The organism is Pilosibacter sp. YYHA0881 (genome assembly GCF_051602715.1).
Taxonomy (GTDB): Bacteria; Bacillota; Clostridia; order Lachnospirales; family Lachnospiraceae; genus Alitiscatomonas; species Alitiscatomonas aceti.
The window spans coordinates 1,976,601-1,990,935 of the sequence record NZ_CP175657.1 but is presented as its reverse complement, the minus strand read 5'-3'; the positions used below and the strand labels follow the sequence as shown (position 1 = coordinate 1,990,935).

The 14,335-nt window shown below is 46.9% G+C and carries 11 protein-coding genes and 2 pseudogenes; 8 read left to right on the top strand and 5 right to left on the bottom strand.

The genetic code is table 11. The features are described 5' to 3' along the window. The first annotated feature begins 96 nt into the window (after positions 1 to 96). The 3 genes and pseudogenes from ACI6NM_RS09170 to ACI6NM_RS09160 all read left to right on the top strand — a co-directional run bounded on the left by ACI6NM_RS09170 (position 97) and on the right by ACI6NM_RS09160 (position 2,266). Positions 97 to 694 (top strand): annotated as a pseudogene (locus ACI6NM_RS09170) (class I SAM-dependent methyltransferase). After that, entirely contained in the window at positions 655 to 1,833 is a 1,179-nt protein-coding gene (locus ACI6NM_RS09165; protein WP_418839039.1) for an HNH endonuclease domain-containing protein, read from the top strand. Before ACI6NM_RS09170 ends, ACI6NM_RS09165 begins: the two are co-directional and overlap by 40 nt. 22 nt (positions 1,834 to 1,855) lie before the next feature. After that, entirely contained in the window at positions 1,856 to 2,266 is a 411-nt protein-coding gene (locus ACI6NM_RS09160; RefSeq protein WP_418839038.1) for a peptide deformylase, read from the top strand. A 286-nt stretch (positions 2,267 to 2,552) separates the two neighbouring features. Here the strand turns inward: ACI6NM_RS09160 and ACI6NM_RS09155 are convergent, their stop codons facing one another. Further along, positions 2,553 to 4,004 (bottom strand): IS66 family transposase, encoded by a 1,452-nt coding sequence (locus tag ACI6NM_RS09155; protein ID WP_438500852.1) that lies wholly within the window; start codon positions 4,002 to 4,004, stop codon positions 2,553 to 2,555. 177 nt (positions 4,005 to 4,181) lie between these two features. On the opposite strand from ACI6NM_RS09155, the pseudogene ACI6NM_RS09150 reads away from it, so the two are divergent. Together ACI6NM_RS09150 and ACI6NM_RS09145 are read left to right on the top strand one after the other, a co-directional pair. Then, positions 4,182 to 4,463 (top strand): annotated as a pseudogene (locus ACI6NM_RS09150) (DUF188 domain-containing protein); the annotation flags it as partial. A 372-nt stretch (positions 4,464 to 4,835) separates the two neighbouring features. Then, a complete protein-coding gene (locus ACI6NM_RS09145) occupies positions 4,836 to 5,153 on the top strand; it encodes an HIRAN domain-containing protein (protein WP_262427086.1) in 318 nt (105 codons plus the stop codon). A gap of 428 nt (positions 5,154 to 5,581) precedes the next feature. Here the strand turns inward: ACI6NM_RS09145 and ACI6NM_RS09140 are convergent, their stop codons facing one another. Together ACI6NM_RS09140 and ACI6NM_RS09135 are read right to left on the bottom strand one after the other, a co-directional pair. Next, a complete protein-coding gene (locus ACI6NM_RS09140; protein WP_262427087.1) occupies positions 5,582 to 6,913 on the bottom strand; it encodes an MATE family efflux transporter in 1,332 nt (443 codons plus the stop codon). A gap of 92 nt (positions 6,914 to 7,005) precedes the next feature. Beyond that, complete coding sequence (locus ACI6NM_RS09135; protein ID WP_262427088.1) at positions 7,006 to 7,893, bottom strand: cation efflux transmembrane domain-containing protein; 888 nt, start codon at positions 7,891 to 7,893, stop codon at positions 7,006 to 7,008. 239 nt (positions 7,894 to 8,132) lie between these two features. On the opposite strand from ACI6NM_RS09135, the gene bcp reads away from it, so the two are divergent. Together bcp and ACI6NM_RS09125 are read left to right on the top strand one after the other, a co-directional pair. Continuing rightward, positions 8,133 to 8,588, top strand: coding sequence for a thioredoxin-dependent thiol peroxidase (gene bcp, locus ACI6NM_RS09130; RefSeq protein WP_158359761.1), 456 nt, complete (start codon positions 8,133 to 8,135; stop codon positions 8,586 to 8,588). Positions 8,589 to 8,632: 44 nt separating this feature from the next. Next, positions 8,633 to 9,592: a P1 family peptidase gene (locus ACI6NM_RS09125; protein ID WP_262427089.1), complete on the top strand. Its 960-nt coding sequence runs from the start codon at positions 8,633 to 8,635 to the stop codon at positions 9,590 to 9,592. Positions 9,593 to 9,662: 70 nt separating this feature from the next. On the opposite strand, the gene ACI6NM_RS09120 is transcribed toward ACI6NM_RS09125, so the two are convergent. Then, positions 9,663 to 10,826 (bottom strand): amidohydrolase, encoded by a 1,164-nt coding sequence (locus ACI6NM_RS09120; RefSeq protein ID WP_262427090.1) that lies wholly within the window; start codon positions 10,824 to 10,826, stop codon positions 9,663 to 9,665. Then, positions 10,804 to 11,985: an amidohydrolase gene (locus ACI6NM_RS09115; protein ID WP_262427091.1), complete on the bottom strand. Its 1,182-nt coding sequence runs from the start codon at positions 11,983 to 11,985 to the stop codon at positions 10,804 to 10,806. The genes ACI6NM_RS09120 and ACI6NM_RS09115 overlap by 23 nt, the downstream gene beginning before the upstream one ends. A 196-nt stretch (positions 11,986 to 12,181) precedes the next feature. On the opposite strand from ACI6NM_RS09115, the gene ACI6NM_RS09110 reads away from it, so the two are divergent. After that, a complete protein-coding gene (locus ACI6NM_RS09110; RefSeq protein ID WP_337811256.1) occupies positions 12,182 to 14,137 on the top strand; it encodes a sigma 54-interacting transcriptional regulator in 1,956 nt (651 codons plus the stop codon). Positions 14,138 to 14,335 lie beyond the last annotated feature (198 nt).

Here is a 14,335-nt window from a genome sequence, read left to right as displayed (position 1 = left end):
TAAAGAGGTATCAAAACATAATATGGTCTGCCCCATTAAAAATTCGAGAGACAGACCATTTTATGATACTAAGATTTAATTTTAAGGAGATATTCTATGGAGCAGACAATTAACTATTACAATCTTAATGCAAAAAATTTCATAGAGAATACTCAGAATGCGGACATGCATATACCTCAAAACCGTTTTCACCGATTATTAGCTGAACATGCATCTATTCTTGATTTTGGTTGTGGTTCTGGTCGGGATACAAAGTTTTTTCTTTAGAAAGGATATGATGTTACAGCAACGGATGGATCAGCAGAACTTTGCAAACTGGTCAGTGCATTTTCTGGGATTGATGTAAAGGAAATGTTATTTCAAGATCTTGATGCAATAAGTATGTATAATGGAATCTGGGCATGTTCTTCCATCTTACATTTACCAAAGATAGAACAGTTTCCTGTATTTCAGAAGATGTGCAATGCGCTGAAAGAGAATAGTGTTATTTATACATCCTTTAAAATATGGTAATTTCGAAGGGGAACGTAATGGGCGTTATTTTACGGATTTTAGAGAAGATACATTTTAGGAATTTATAAAAGAAATACCAGAACTTACCGTTGAGGAACAGTGGATTACTTCTGATGTACGTCCAGGAAGGGGTGAAGAGAAGTGGCTAAATTTAATCCTCCGCAAGGGGAATATTTGTTAAATGTTGACGGCAAATATTATAACACCTTAGATATTTCTGGTTTTTCCCAGATGATGAAGGATCCTTCTTATTGTTATAAATTCTATTGGTTGGAAGCAATTGTCAATATTATCTCTGAAGGGACGCAAGATACCACATTTAATGCAATTATTGACGAGATGATTTGTAATGCATGGTATTCCGTAAGGGAATTTCATATTCACCTTAGTGGATTGCAGGCAGATGGATTCGTAAGAGATGGGCTAGAGAGAGCGGTTCTTAAGCTAACAGATATTAGCAGTCTGCCGTCAAATGCATCCAAGATGGAAATAAAAAATGCTATTTATGGATATGATCTGGAATTAAAAACCTATAAAGAACAGCTGACTAATATGGTCCCAGGACGTGCATTGGCAGGATTTTTCTCCAATAGAAAGGAAGAAGTGCCTTGGGGAAGCATTCGCAGGTTAACAGAATATATCCGCCGAATTGACAGTACTGTTACTCGTTTACCTTATACATTTGGAGATAGTAGTAAGCTGAAAAAAGAGGTCCATTTCAGTGCTGAATGGATGAACATGATTCAGGATAATACGGTCAATATTCTTGGGTGGATACAGTATGAAAAGGTAAAATGGTTACAAAATAATAATCCAGAGGTCCCAGGATTAATTTACAAACTGGCACCAATGGATGAGAAGATGCGCAAGCTAAATCATGTGCGTGGCCTATGGGAGGGCATTTTAGATGTAAAAGAGGTAAGAGATGTGTTTACTGGCAAACCGATTTTTAAAAAGAATTATGATGTGGATCATTTTATACCATGGTCTTTTGTTATGAACGATGAATTATGGAATCTAATGCCGATGGATTCCTCTCTAAATTCATCCAAAAGTAACAAACTACCGAAATGGGATCCTTTTTTTACTGTTTTTGCAGAAAATCAGTACGATATGTACAATTTAATTTATGAGAAAGAGGACTTGCATAAACGGTTTGAGGCTTGTTATAGAGATAATCTGCATTCCATTTGGGCAGGACAGGAGTTGTATAGGCCGGGGAATTCTAAGGAAGAATTTTATAATATTTTGCAGAAGAATATGCAGCCTGTGTACGATTCGGCAAGACGGCAAGGATACGAAATATGGAGTTATAGATAAATAAAGATACAGGGAGAACAGCATGGTAAAACAGATTGTAAGAGACATTTTCTTCTTAGGTCAGCCATCTACACCCGCTACAAGAGCTGACATTCAGGTAGGAAAAGATTTGCAGGATACACTGCAGGCAAACCGTGAACATTGTGTTGGTATGGCAGCAAATATGATTGGTGTAAAGAAGAATATTATTATTGTGAATATGGGATTTATCGATGTTGTCATGTTTAATCCAGTAATTACTTCCCAAAACGGATTGTATGAAACAGAAGAAGGCTGCTTGTCTTTAGAGGGGCTTCGCAAAACATCTAGATACCAGGAAATTGAAGTAGAATACTATGATTTTAACTGGAAGCAACAACGTCAGAAATTATCTGGATGGACAGCGCAAATTTGTCAGCATGAAATCGATCATTTATCAGGTAAGATTATCTAATAAAAGCTGTATGGTAGTGTCAAGTAAACTATGAAAAACTGAGTCAAAAGAAAAAGACTCAGATGAACCTTGAAAATTGCAGATATTTTAGTCTGGGGCAGACTTCCGCCACCCTTGACAGCACGCAAAAGAACTGCTGTAGGCGACTCACCGACGGCGAAGAACTCAAGAACAGTTAGAAATTCATCCGTCGTATACAGCAGTGTAGCAGTTCTTCTGCGTGCCCTCAAGGGCAGGCCGAAAGCAGTGCTTTCGGTGGCTGGTTATGCTACCTCAGGCTTGGAATCTAAGAACAGTTAGAGCCTTCGGCTTGGAGGTTTAAGATGGTCTGTTGTCCCAGAAAGATAAGCAGCTGCCATTTACCTGGCATATTGTCAGCCTGATTCAGCATATCGACCTGATTCAGGACCTGATATTGCTTGTGTTTATGTGGACGCAGGAAATTATAGTAAGCCACCCATAAGGCTAAGTCGTAGTTGGCACCTTCATAATTATCAAATCCATTTGTGGTGCGGTAAGAGGCCTTGTAGGTGCGGTTCAGGCGTTCAATCATCTGCTTGTAGGGACGGAATTCCTTTGAAACCTCGTCATCATTGGTTAAGCCGATCACCTGTGTAATGCTGAATTTAAAGTTATTTTTAAATTTTCTGGCAAACTCCATGGCAGCTAATGGATAAGCGCTGTATCCATCTGCGATGAACTGAAAGTTTTCGGGCAGTTCTGCCAGATGGCGGAAAGCCATCCGCATAGCAAGGATGCAGGGACCGACACTTCGGCTGTCAGAGACCTGATAACCGATAATGGAACGGCTTGCGGCATCCATGATAAACCAGATATACGCTTTGATTCCCCGGACTTTGATATAGGTTTCGTCAGCAGTAAAAACATCGCCTGTTTTGTAGCCGTAATGATCGACAAAGGGCTTGATACAGACAGCAGCAGTTTTGCAGTAGTTGGCGATCTGCTGGTGGGAGATGCTGATGTTATAAAGGTTTTTGAGAGCCTGGGAAGTTTTCCTTAAAGAAAGCCCGAGGTTGATATGCAGAGTCAGACAGAGGGACATGACATGTGCGTTGTGCCTGGAGAATTTCAGGGAAGAAGCATTCTTTGGAAGTGAATTTAAATCCATGGCAAAGAAATCCACCGTGAATTCACGGTAGATGTAATGGAGCTTATATTTGGTTTTGCCGTTATCGTCTTCCAAATCTTTGCGGTCTACTTTTGCGAGATTATGGAGATAGTAAGGGCACTTAGGGTTCACGCATTTGTGCCTGCGGAAGAATTTCCGGTCTTTCTTTGGAACTAAAGAATGTCCGCAGTGAGGACATAAAAAGCGGCTCGGAGCAGTTACGGAGTCACCAGTAGAGAAGGTCTGTCCACAGACCTTGCACTGATACTGGCCATTGCCGCCATTGTTGTCATAGATGAAATGGTGTGGAGCGCCGCACAGAGGGCATACGGTATCATCAGGGATGGTTTTTCCGTTCCGGCGTTGAACGGGCTTCAGGGGCTTATGATATTTCCACTGATAGTATTCAAGGAGGAACTGCCAGTCCTGTTTGATAAAGGTTTTAATGACAGGAAGTTCATCTACTTTGAATTTCTGATATTTGGGAGAATGGGAATCATCGAACGCCCACTGTTTGAGAGGGATATATCTGCAGATAAAATTTAAAAGCCAGCAAATTTGTTGATGTTGGTATTGAATAAGAGAAAGTAAGTATAGTATAATGTCCATGAGCATTGGCTCCTTTCGGGGATGTTTGTTTGGCGATAGACATTATACCAGAAAAGGGAGGTCAATGCTCTTTTTATTTGAAACTTCCCGTAAAATCGAGGTTTTTAATAGATTTAAACAATAAAAAGTAGGTAGTTTTTGACACTACCAGCTGTATATAGGAGAAAATGATATGAAAATATTTGCAATAAAGATGATATTGTCTTAATGCAGGATTATGGAGTGGCTGCAATGGTTCTTGGAAAAGGAGCTTTTGCAATCCATCAATCTGGTAAATGGTATACCAATGATAATATAGACCGGATGCTCATGGAATGATATTTGAACAAGAAAGCTAGGAGGGCGTCTTCAAAGAATCATGTAAAAGATCCAAGAAAGAGAATCGCAGAGGATGATGTGCAATTTAGACAATCCTTTGGAAAGTTGCTTTGTAAGGTAATGGAATTAAAATGTCTGTGATAGTAAACCATCATATATGGAGTATAAAGTTTTCTCGGAAAGCCCTGGCGGAAAAATCCTAAATTAACTTGATTATATGGATTTATGTACAGCTATTTGCTGCAAGATGACATCATCAGATATATTCAAGGAAACGGTGGTTCTTGAGGATGAAGGGGTATTACACAAATAATGGTTGGTTACACCAATAAAGCTATAGATCTATTTGTAAACAGGACGATTACAAAGAGTGTTCGGAAGATTAAGTCTTCATCAAAGCGGTGGAGCACAAAGAAAAATGTTATATGTTTGTTGTATACGAAGTAAGATAAGATTTTGAGAATGGTGGCTCGAATCCGAATTGTTACAATCTTTAATGGGAGGGAAATTATAATGGGAAAAATTTATTTTACACTGACAGGAACTAAATATTATTACGGAAAAGAATTTCTGAAGCCGGGTATGACACTGCAGTTGGAGAAGGAGCCAGATAACCAATACGATAAGGAAGCAATCGTGGTAAAAATGGAAGGCCTTGGAGATATTGGTTATGTGGCAAATAGTACATATACGGTTATTGGTGAGAGTATGAGTGCCGGAAGAATCTATGATAAAATTGGCGATACAGCAAAGGCAAAGGTAGTATTGATAACAGATCGTGGAATTATTTGTAAAATCAGCAAAAAGAGCCTGAGTAATTTGGAACAATAGAATACTGAAATAGATGGAAAATAACTCTCAATTACCTATGAAAAAGAGTGCAGTTATTCTTACTCCTGGGCTGAAAGCACTTAAATTTCATCCCAGGCTGTATTATAGGCTGCTATATTAATGACACAGGATGTTTGCCTTAAATACAATTTTACTGAAAGCGCGGATGTCAGTTTTAGCATAGTAAGCAAGTTTTGCATATACTAATATATATTCGATACAGTGGGCATCTGGAAAGATATATCAGGAATGAGCCATATTAACAGGTGTGAGATCATTGGACCAAAGCGTTTTAGAGATGAGATCCAGTGGGAAATAATGAAAGCATATAAAAAATATTGTACATAATACAGTTTTCTGGACATGAGAGGCTTCCGGCAGGCCAGGACCCTGACTTAGGATCCCCGGCCTGCTGGCAGCCTCATTTCCTAATACTGATACTTTTTCCTGTATTTTATAAACATAACAGCGGACAGTAAGAACGCCGCGGCTTCAGCAGCCGGAGTCGCCAGCCATGCGCCTGTGACACCGAGTATGGCCGGAAGGATCAGCATGGCGGCCACCATGAACACAAAGGAGCGGGAAAAGGCCAGGACTGCGGAAACCAGGCCGTTGGACAGGGCCGTGAACATGCCGCTGGCAAATACGTTAAAGCCGATGAAGACCAGAGCGGAGGAGCAGATGCGGTTTCCTGTTACCGCCAGATCATAAACAGGATTGTCCGGCCGGGCGAAGATGGCCACCAGGGGCTCTGTGACCGCCAGGGAGACCATCAGAGCAGCCGCTCCAATGAAACCGATGATCTTCATGCTGAGACGGATCAGCTTCTTTAATTTATCCTGGTTCTGCTCGCCATAATAGAAGCTGATCATGGGTGCTACGCCATAGGAATAGCCGGTATACAGGGATGTGGCGAACATCAGGACATACATGATGATGGTTATGGCCGCCACACCGTTTTCTCCCACATATTTCAGCATGGTCCAGTTGAACATCATGGTGACGATGCCAGTCACCAGAGCTGCTGCCATTTCCGAGCTTCCGTTGGAAGCAGCGCTTACCAGGGTCCGGATCCTGCACACGGGCTTTACAAAATGGAGCAGGCAGTCTTTTTTGGAAAAGATCACAAGACCGGCCACTGCTGTCACGGAGTACCCCAGCCCTGTGGCAATGGCTGCCCCGGCGATCCCCATATCCAATATGGAGATGAAGACATAGTCCAGGACTATATTCAAAATTCCTCCCGTAATGGAACAGACCATGGAAAGAGCGGACTTTCCGGCGGCGATCATGTACAAGGTGAAATTGTTCATCAGAAGGATCGGAACCGTAAAGATCAGATAACGGCTCAGATAGATACGGCAGTAGCCGGCCACGGCAGGGGACAGGCTCATGCGTTCAAAAAGGCGGTCCATGATCAGATATCCCAGGCCGGACATGATGAGTCCCACCGCCACGTTTACAGCGATCAGAAAAGTGAAGTCTTCGTTGGCTTCCTGGGCTTTCTGCTGTCCGGCCTTCCGCATGATGACGGCGCTCCCTCCAGTGGCCAGCATGGTGGAGATGGCTGTGACCAGTGAGATCACAGGCGCTGTCAGATTGACGGCGGATAAGGCATCGGTTCCTATGAGGTTAGATACAAACAGGCCGTCCACCATGGTATAAAAGGACATGAACACGGTCATAACGATGGTAGGGACGGAAAACATCAGCACGTTTTTCAGGGTAACGGGCTGTCGATATGCATTTTCACCGGACATAAATAAAAATCCTCCTTGCATGTTACGGTATGTTTTTATCATAAACCGTACAGTAACAGTATAGTCAAGGGGGATTTTGAATATTTTTTGATTTAAGGAACCAGGATCAGCTCACAGGTGCATTCCTGGAATTTTTCCCGGGCCTTTTCATTTAAGGAATCCAGGGCGTCGGACAGGTCCTGGACCTTCAGGCTGCCGGTGTCGATCTTAAAATATACGGCGACCCACAGGTGCCGTCCGGTCCGTGTGATATCGAAGAAAACCGGGGAGAAGCGATACTGCTCCAGGACCGGTCCGCAGAGGGCCTTGACCTCATTTATAAATTCCTCATCCGGCGAGAACAGGAATATATCCCGGACGGCGCTCCAGAGAACCTTGATGCTTTCTGGAAGCATGAATACCATAACAAGGACGGCCACGATCTGGTCAAAATATGGGGTGATAAATCCCAGGGGAGTTTTTTCCAGATAACGGGACAGGAAAAAGGCCAGGGACATGCCCAGACTGTATACAATATCCAGTTTCCATCCCAGAAGCTCTGCGGTGATGGTGGGCGAGGACAGGTTCCGGTTCAGCCGCTTCATCAGAAGAAAAATGATGATGCTGGCTGCGCCGAGGCAGAACTGGAAAAGGGAGACCTGGGCATTGTTTATGGGATTACCGCCGGATAAAGCGGAATCCAGAACCTCGGCGGACACGCCCATGGTCACGGACAGCATCATAACGCCCTTGATTATGACAAATATGGATTCCAGCTGGAAATACCCATAGGGATGCTTTTCCGATACGGGCTTATGGAACAGGGGCGTCAGGAATAGGAGCAGGGCAATGAAGACCAGCTCCGACGCATCATATACAGCGTCCGTCAGTGCAGACTGGGAATGGCTGTATATGGCAAAAATAAATTCTGCGATGGCAAACAGGAGTCCCGAAAAAAAGGACATCATTAAAATCTGTTTTTCTTTCTTTTCTGTGATCATACGACACCTCTTTGAATGTAATTTTCTGTGTTCAGGCTTATACAGGCAAGGTATCATCTCATTTCTCAAAGGTTTAAAGAGCATTATACCAAATGCTGGAAGAAATGTACAGTTATTGAAGAACGCTTCTGTGATACGATCCGGCGGGGACTGGAGGAAAGTTTGCTTTAAAACGGTGGAAAAACTGCCGGTTATGATTTAAAATAGTGGATAAGAGAAATCACAAGGAGGGATCTGCAATGCTGGAAACAGGAACAAAAGCGCCGGCGTTTGAGCTGCCGGACCAGAACGGAGTCATGCACAGACTGGAGGATTACAAAGGAAAAAAGGTGATCCTGTATTTTTATCCCAAGGACAATACTCCGGGATGTACGAAGCAGGCCTGCGGCTATTCGGAGCGCTATCCGCAGTTTATGGAGAAGGGCGCGGTGATACTGGGAGTCAGCAAGGACTCTGTGGCCTCCCATAAAAGGTTTGAGGAGAAATACGGCCTTGCGTTCACGCTGCTTTCCGATCCGGAGCGGACGGTCATCGAGGCCTATGATGTGTGGAAGGAAAAGAAGAATTACGGGAAGGTGTCCATGGGCGTGGTCCGCACCACCTATCTCATCGATGAGGACGGCATCATCATCCGCGCCAACGATAAGGTAAAGGCAGCGGATGATGCGGAGAAGATGCTGGGAGAGATGGAATAGGCTGAGTTTGTGCAGCATCATTCGCTAGGAAAGGAGTCCCCCAAATGAAAGAAATAAAGATCCAGGAGCTGGAAAACATAAAGATCGGAAGCGCAGAAAACAAAGACGCCGCCACCGGCTGCACGGTGATCCTCTGTGAGCAGGGCATGGCAGCGGGGCTGGATGTCCGGGGAGGCGGTCCGGCGTCCCGGGAAACGGAGCTCTTGAAGCCCACAGCGGCGGCAGAGTCGATCCATGCGGTGCTGCTGTCCGGAGGCAGCGCCTTTGGGTTGGATGCGGCCGGAGGCGTAATGGAGTATCTGGAGGAGCGGAATATCGGCTTCGATGTGGGGATCACAAAGGTTCCCCTGGTGTGCGAATCCTGCCTGTTCGATCTGATGGTGGGAGATCACCGGGTCCGGCCGGACAAGGCTATGGGCTATGCGGCCTGTGAGAATGCGGAAAAGGGCAATTACCGGGACGGGAATTTCGGTGCCGGGACCGGAGCCACTGTGGGAAAGTTTTACGGACCGGAGTTCTGTATGAAGTCGGGGATCGGAAGCTACGCGGTACAGATCGGAGAACTGCAGGTGGGAGCCATTGTGGCGGTCAACGCTTTGGGAGATATTTATGACTGGAAAAATGGTAAGAAGGTTGCCGGACTTCTGGCAAAGGATAAAAAATCCTTCCTTTGTACCGAGGACGAGGTCTATAAGAGCTATGAGGTGGTAAAAAATAAGTTTGTGGCCAACACCACCATCGGCGCGGTCATCACCAATGCGGCCTTCCACAAGACCCAGCTTTGTAAGATCGCGTCCATGACCCACAACGGCTATGCCCGCTCCATCCGCCCGGTCCATACGACGGCAGATGGTGACAGTATCTACGCCCTGTCCACAGGGACGCTGGAGGCGGATCTGGACATGGTGGGTACTCTGGCGGCTCAGGTCATGTCGGAAGCCATTCTCCGGGCTGTTATGAGTGCGGAGACGGCCTATGGTTTTCCGGCGGCCAGGGATCTATAAAAAAGAAGAACGCTCCGGGACAAAGGCGCCGCAAGGGTAGCCAGATCCCGGAGCGCTTTTTATGGAAATTTTACTGCTGTTTCTGGTAGACCACATTTCCTTCAATGAGGACTGTGGCAGCCGATGTATAGAAGTTAAAGGGATCGCCGTCCCAGATGACGATGTCGGCGTCCTTACCGGGCTCTAAGCTTCCCACCCGGTCCTCCAGGCCGCAGGCGCGGGCTGCGTTGATGGTCACGGCCTCCAGGGCTGTCATGGGATTTAATCCCTTTTTCACCATCAGCGTCATCTGGACCATGGAGAGCTCCACGTTCATTTCCGGATGGCCGGTGGTGGCGGCAAATTCGATGCCGTTTTCTTCCAGAACAGAGCCTGCAATGGGATCCCGGTAACGGTTTTCACTGTTCTTTTCTCCGTAGACCGGTCCCAGCACGCAGCGGACGTTGTGCTTCTTCAGATCCTTTGTGATCCTCCAGGCATCCACACAGTTCTCTACTGTATAGGTGAAGCCGAATTCCTCGGCGATGCGCACGGCAGTCATCATGTCATGGCCGCGCTTGGCGATGAATTTTACGGGCATTCCGTCGAATACGCGCATCAGGGAGTGGAGCTTCATATCGAATTTCGGCGGCTTATTTGCCGGATCCTTCTGGGAAGCGGTCCACTGGTCATGATAGCGTTTCGCCTTCATCAGAGCCTCGCGGATCAGGGCTGCCGTGCCAAGTCTTGTCATGGGCGATCTCTTTCCGCCGTATGTATTTTTCACTCCGTCAGTGAGGCACATTTTAATGGCGATCTCAGGCACCATGACCATTTCCTCCACCGTATTGCCAGTGGTTTTGATGGCTGCGCAGGTTCCGCCGATGGGGTTTGCGTTGCCCGGACAGGTAACGGCTGTGGTCACGCCTCCGGCCAGAGCCATTTTAAAGCCCTCGTCCCTGGGATTGATGGCGTCCATGGCCCGCACCTGGGGTACAATGGGATTGGTGGTCTCGTCGGCGTCGTTGCCCTCAAACCGGAAGACCTCTTCTTTGACGCCAAGGGAGCAGTGGGGCTCGACGATACCGGGAGTCACATAGTTTCCGCAGGCGTCGATGATCACGTTGCCCTGGCCGTATTTCTGGCAGGCGTCGTCACAGATATCAAGGACCTTTCCGTCCTTTACCACCAGATCCTTTTTCTCTTTGTAGATTCCGGCCATGTTGATCAGATTACAGTTTTTGATAATCAACATTGCGTTCACCTGCCTTTCTTTCATATGCGATCTTTCCGTCGATGAGGACGATACCGGCCTGGTACATGGTGTCTAACGGTTCCACATCCCAGATGACGATGTCAGCGTCCTTACCGGGCTCGATGCTTCCGACTCTGGAGTCGATATCTGTGATCTTTGCAGCGTTTAAGGTCACGCTGCGGATTCCCATTTCCCTGGACATTCCGTTTTTCACATAAAGGATGACCTGGAGCAGCTGGTCCTCAATGGGAACGAAGGGAGCGTCGGTGATCAGGGCGAAGGTGACTCCGGCCTCCTCCAGGATCCGTCCGGCTTCATAGGAGCGGTTCTGGCATTCGATCTTGCTCTTGCCGCCGACGGTGGGGCCCAGCAGGCACTCGGCGTTGTTTTTCTTTAAGAATTCCGGGATCATCCATCCTTCGGTACAATGCTCGATGGAGTAATGAAGGCCGAATTCATTGGCCACGCGGACAGCAGTCTGGATATCGTCCGCCTGATGGGCATGGATCTTGACCCGCATTCCTTCAAATACCCGCATTAAGGAGTGCAGGTGGAAGTCGAACGGGAAATCCGGCTCCTGGCCATGGAGCTTATAGTTTTCATAATATTCCTTTGCCTTAAAAAGCTCCTCCCGCATAAGGGCGGCGCTCATCATCCGTGTTCTGGGAGCCTTTCCACGGTTTCCGAAGGTCATCTTTGGGTTCTCTCCCAGAGCCATTTTCATGGCCAGCTCCGGGCAGATGACACGGGACTCCATATCTTCGCCGGCGGTCTTGATGGCTAAGAAGGTTCCGCCGACGATGTTGGAGCTTCCGGGACCGGTCACAACGGTGGTGATCCCCTGGCGGAGAGCCGCGTCAAAGGTGGCATCCTCTGGGTTGATGGCATCTAAGCCCCGCAGTCCCGGAAGGACCGGCTCCGTATACTCATTTCCGTCCATTTCCTCGCGGCAGGCGGTTCCCCATAGACCTGCATGGCAGTGGGGGTCCACAAGACCGGGAGTGACGGTGCGTCCGGCGGCATCGATGATCTGGCAGTCCTCCGGCACCTCTCCCACCTGGCCGACCTTTACGATCTTTCCGTCGTCGATCAGGATATCGCCGGTCTGCTCATACATACCGGCCATGGTGATTAAATTTCCATTTTTGATCAGCAGCAATTGAAAAGCACGCTCCTTTCTTAGATCATAGCTCTAAATCAGTACTATTGTACAAATTTTTTGTGAAAATGTCAAAGAAATTATGGAACATAGGGAGGAAAAACAAAAAAATATATAGGACTGGGAGATCTGGTTGTTTTTCTGTATATGAGCGACTATAATGGAATTGAATGAAAAATACAGGGGGGGGTATAAGGTGGAAAAGCCCACAATGCTGATCGTATCTCAGAGCTCAACGACAAATGTAGGAATGCGGTCCTATTTAAATCATATATTTAGTAAATATATCCATCTGGAAACCTGCCTTGCGGCAGATGTGGATACGGAACGGATGGAAAAGGCGGATCTGGTACTGTTCAGCTCCAGATCCGCGGCCAGGATGGCAGAGCCTCTCATGACGCCGAAGATCCGGTATCTGATCTGTATCCGGACCTTTAACCATACGTATTTAAACAGGATCCTTTCGATCCCGTCCAATTCGGAGGTGTATCTGGTCAATGATTCGGAATGCTCGGCAAAGGACAGCATACAGCTTCTATACACACTTGGGATCACCCAATACCGTTTCATTCCATACTATCCGGACTGTCCGGAGACGGATCCCAGGATCCAGTATGCGGTGACGGTGGGAGAAAATAAGCTGGCTCCCAGGAACGTCCAGACGCTGGTGGACATCGGGATCCGGATCGCCGATATTTCGACGATCTCGGAGATCGCCTCATTTTTCCATCTGCCTTTAAGCCTGGCGGATGTGGTGTCCTTAAATTATATCAACCAGTTTGTGCAGCTTTTGAAAATATCCAATCACCAGCTGAGCCAGGCCACTAACACGAAGTTCATTACCCAGAGCATCATCAGCAACATTGATACGGGCATCTGTATCATAGACGATGAGGGGAAGATCCAGATGATCAATAAGCAGTTTAAGGAGGCCCTGGATATTCCCAGATCCCACCTGGTGGGTACGCTCCTTAAGGAGGCGGTACCGGAGCTGGACGGCATTGCGAAAAGGTCCCAGGACCAGCGTTCCCCATTTTTCCTGGTCTGTAGGGGTAAGGAGGAGCCTCTGAAGCTGACAGTCCAGGAGATCCGGGACATGAACCACCGGAGACTGACCATGATCCACTGCCATATGGACCAGCCGGCCCTGGAAAGACCGGCTCCAGAGGGGGATACGGAAGGAAACGTTATAAAGAGAGAAGGGGCCTACTTCCGCTTTGATGATTACCGGACGGCCAACAGCCGCTCTCTGCGCATGGTGGAGGCGGCCAGACGGATCTCCTTAACGGATTACCGGGTGCTGATCTCCGGGGAGCCGGGTACGGGAAGAGAGGTGCTGGCCCAGGCCATCCACAATAATTCCAGGAGAAGTGCAGAGCCCTTTATGAAGCTGAATCTGACGGTTTTGAGTGAAGGGCAGATCATGGAGGAGCTGTTTCCCGGAGACGGCCGGGAGGGGATCTTAAATCGGGCAGAGGGCGGGACCCTGTATCTGAATGGCATTCACTGTATGTCGATATCGATGCAGAAGGAATTTTTAAATATGATGGACCAGATGCCCGACGTGCGGTTTATCGCATCCACGGAAGAGGATCTTTATACCATGTGCCAGGAGGGGAGGTTTTTAAAGTCTCTTTTTTATATGATCGGCGAGGTATCCCTGGAGACATTTCCCATCCGCCAGAGACCCGAGGATATTCCGCTTTTATTTGAGTACTTTATACGGAATATCTACAACAATTCAGCTCTGCGCTGGACCGATATGTGCAGCGAGGAGCTGTGGAACAGCCTGACGGCGTATTCATGGCCGGGCAACGGAAAGGAGATCGAAAACCTCTGTAAGTATGTTTACTGTTTTCATTCGGAGGGAAAGCTGACCATCCGGGATCTTCCGGCTTACATAAGGCTTCAGATGGCGAAAAAAACGTCGCTGCTTTCTCCCCTGGAAAAACGGGTCTTACAGACGGTGGCCCAGAATCCGAAGACCGGGCGGGCCGGTCTCCAGGAAATTTTGGAGAATGAAGGGATCCAGGTGGCGGAGGGAAAGATCCGGAGCATCCTTCAGAGTCTTTCGGAGCAGGGACTCATAAAGGTGAACCGCACCAGAGGAGGCTGTGAGATCACAGAAACAGGAGAGCTCCAGTTAGAGTAAAATACAAAAGGGATTAGGTTGTTTAAACGAAGGAGAAAACTTCTTTAAAAACCTAATCCCTTTATTTTGTCTGACAATTTACGATGTGGACGAAAAATAACAGTTTCTGCTTTGACACACAATATATGTATTTGTATAATAAACACAATGAATCTCAAGTAAATATCTCAAATATATACAGAATACACATAAATGAGT

Bases quoted from the DNA above. Each gene is read 5' to 3' on its own strand.
- ACI6NM_RS09160 (WP_418839038.1), top strand. From the start codon at position 1,856: ATGGTAAAACAGATTGTAAGAGACATTTTCTTCTTAGGTCAGCCATCT.
- ACI6NM_RS09155 (WP_438500852.1), bottom strand. From the start codon at position 4,004: ATGGACATTATACTATACTTACTTTCTCTTATTCAATACCAACATCAA.
- ACI6NM_RS09145 (WP_262427086.1), top strand. From the start codon at position 4,836: ATGGGAAAAATTTATTTTACACTGACAGGAACTAAATATTATTACGGA.
- ACI6NM_RS09140 (WP_262427087.1), bottom strand. From the start codon at position 6,913: ATGTCCGGTGAAAATGCATATCGACAGCCCGTTACCCTGAAAAACGTG.
- ACI6NM_RS09135 (WP_262427088.1), bottom strand. From the start codon at position 7,893: ATGATCACAGAAAAGAAAGAAAAACAGATTTTAATGATGTCCTTTTTT.
- bcp (WP_158359761.1), top strand. From the start codon at position 8,133: ATGCTGGAAACAGGAACAAAAGCGCCGGCGTTTGAGCTGCCGGACCAG.
- ACI6NM_RS09125 (WP_262427089.1), top strand. From the start codon at position 8,633: ATGAAAGAAATAAAGATCCAGGAGCTGGAAAACATAAAGATCGGAAGC.
- ACI6NM_RS09120 (WP_262427090.1), bottom strand. From the start codon at position 10,826: ATGTTGATTATCAAAAACTGTAATCTGATCAACATGGCCGGAATCTAC.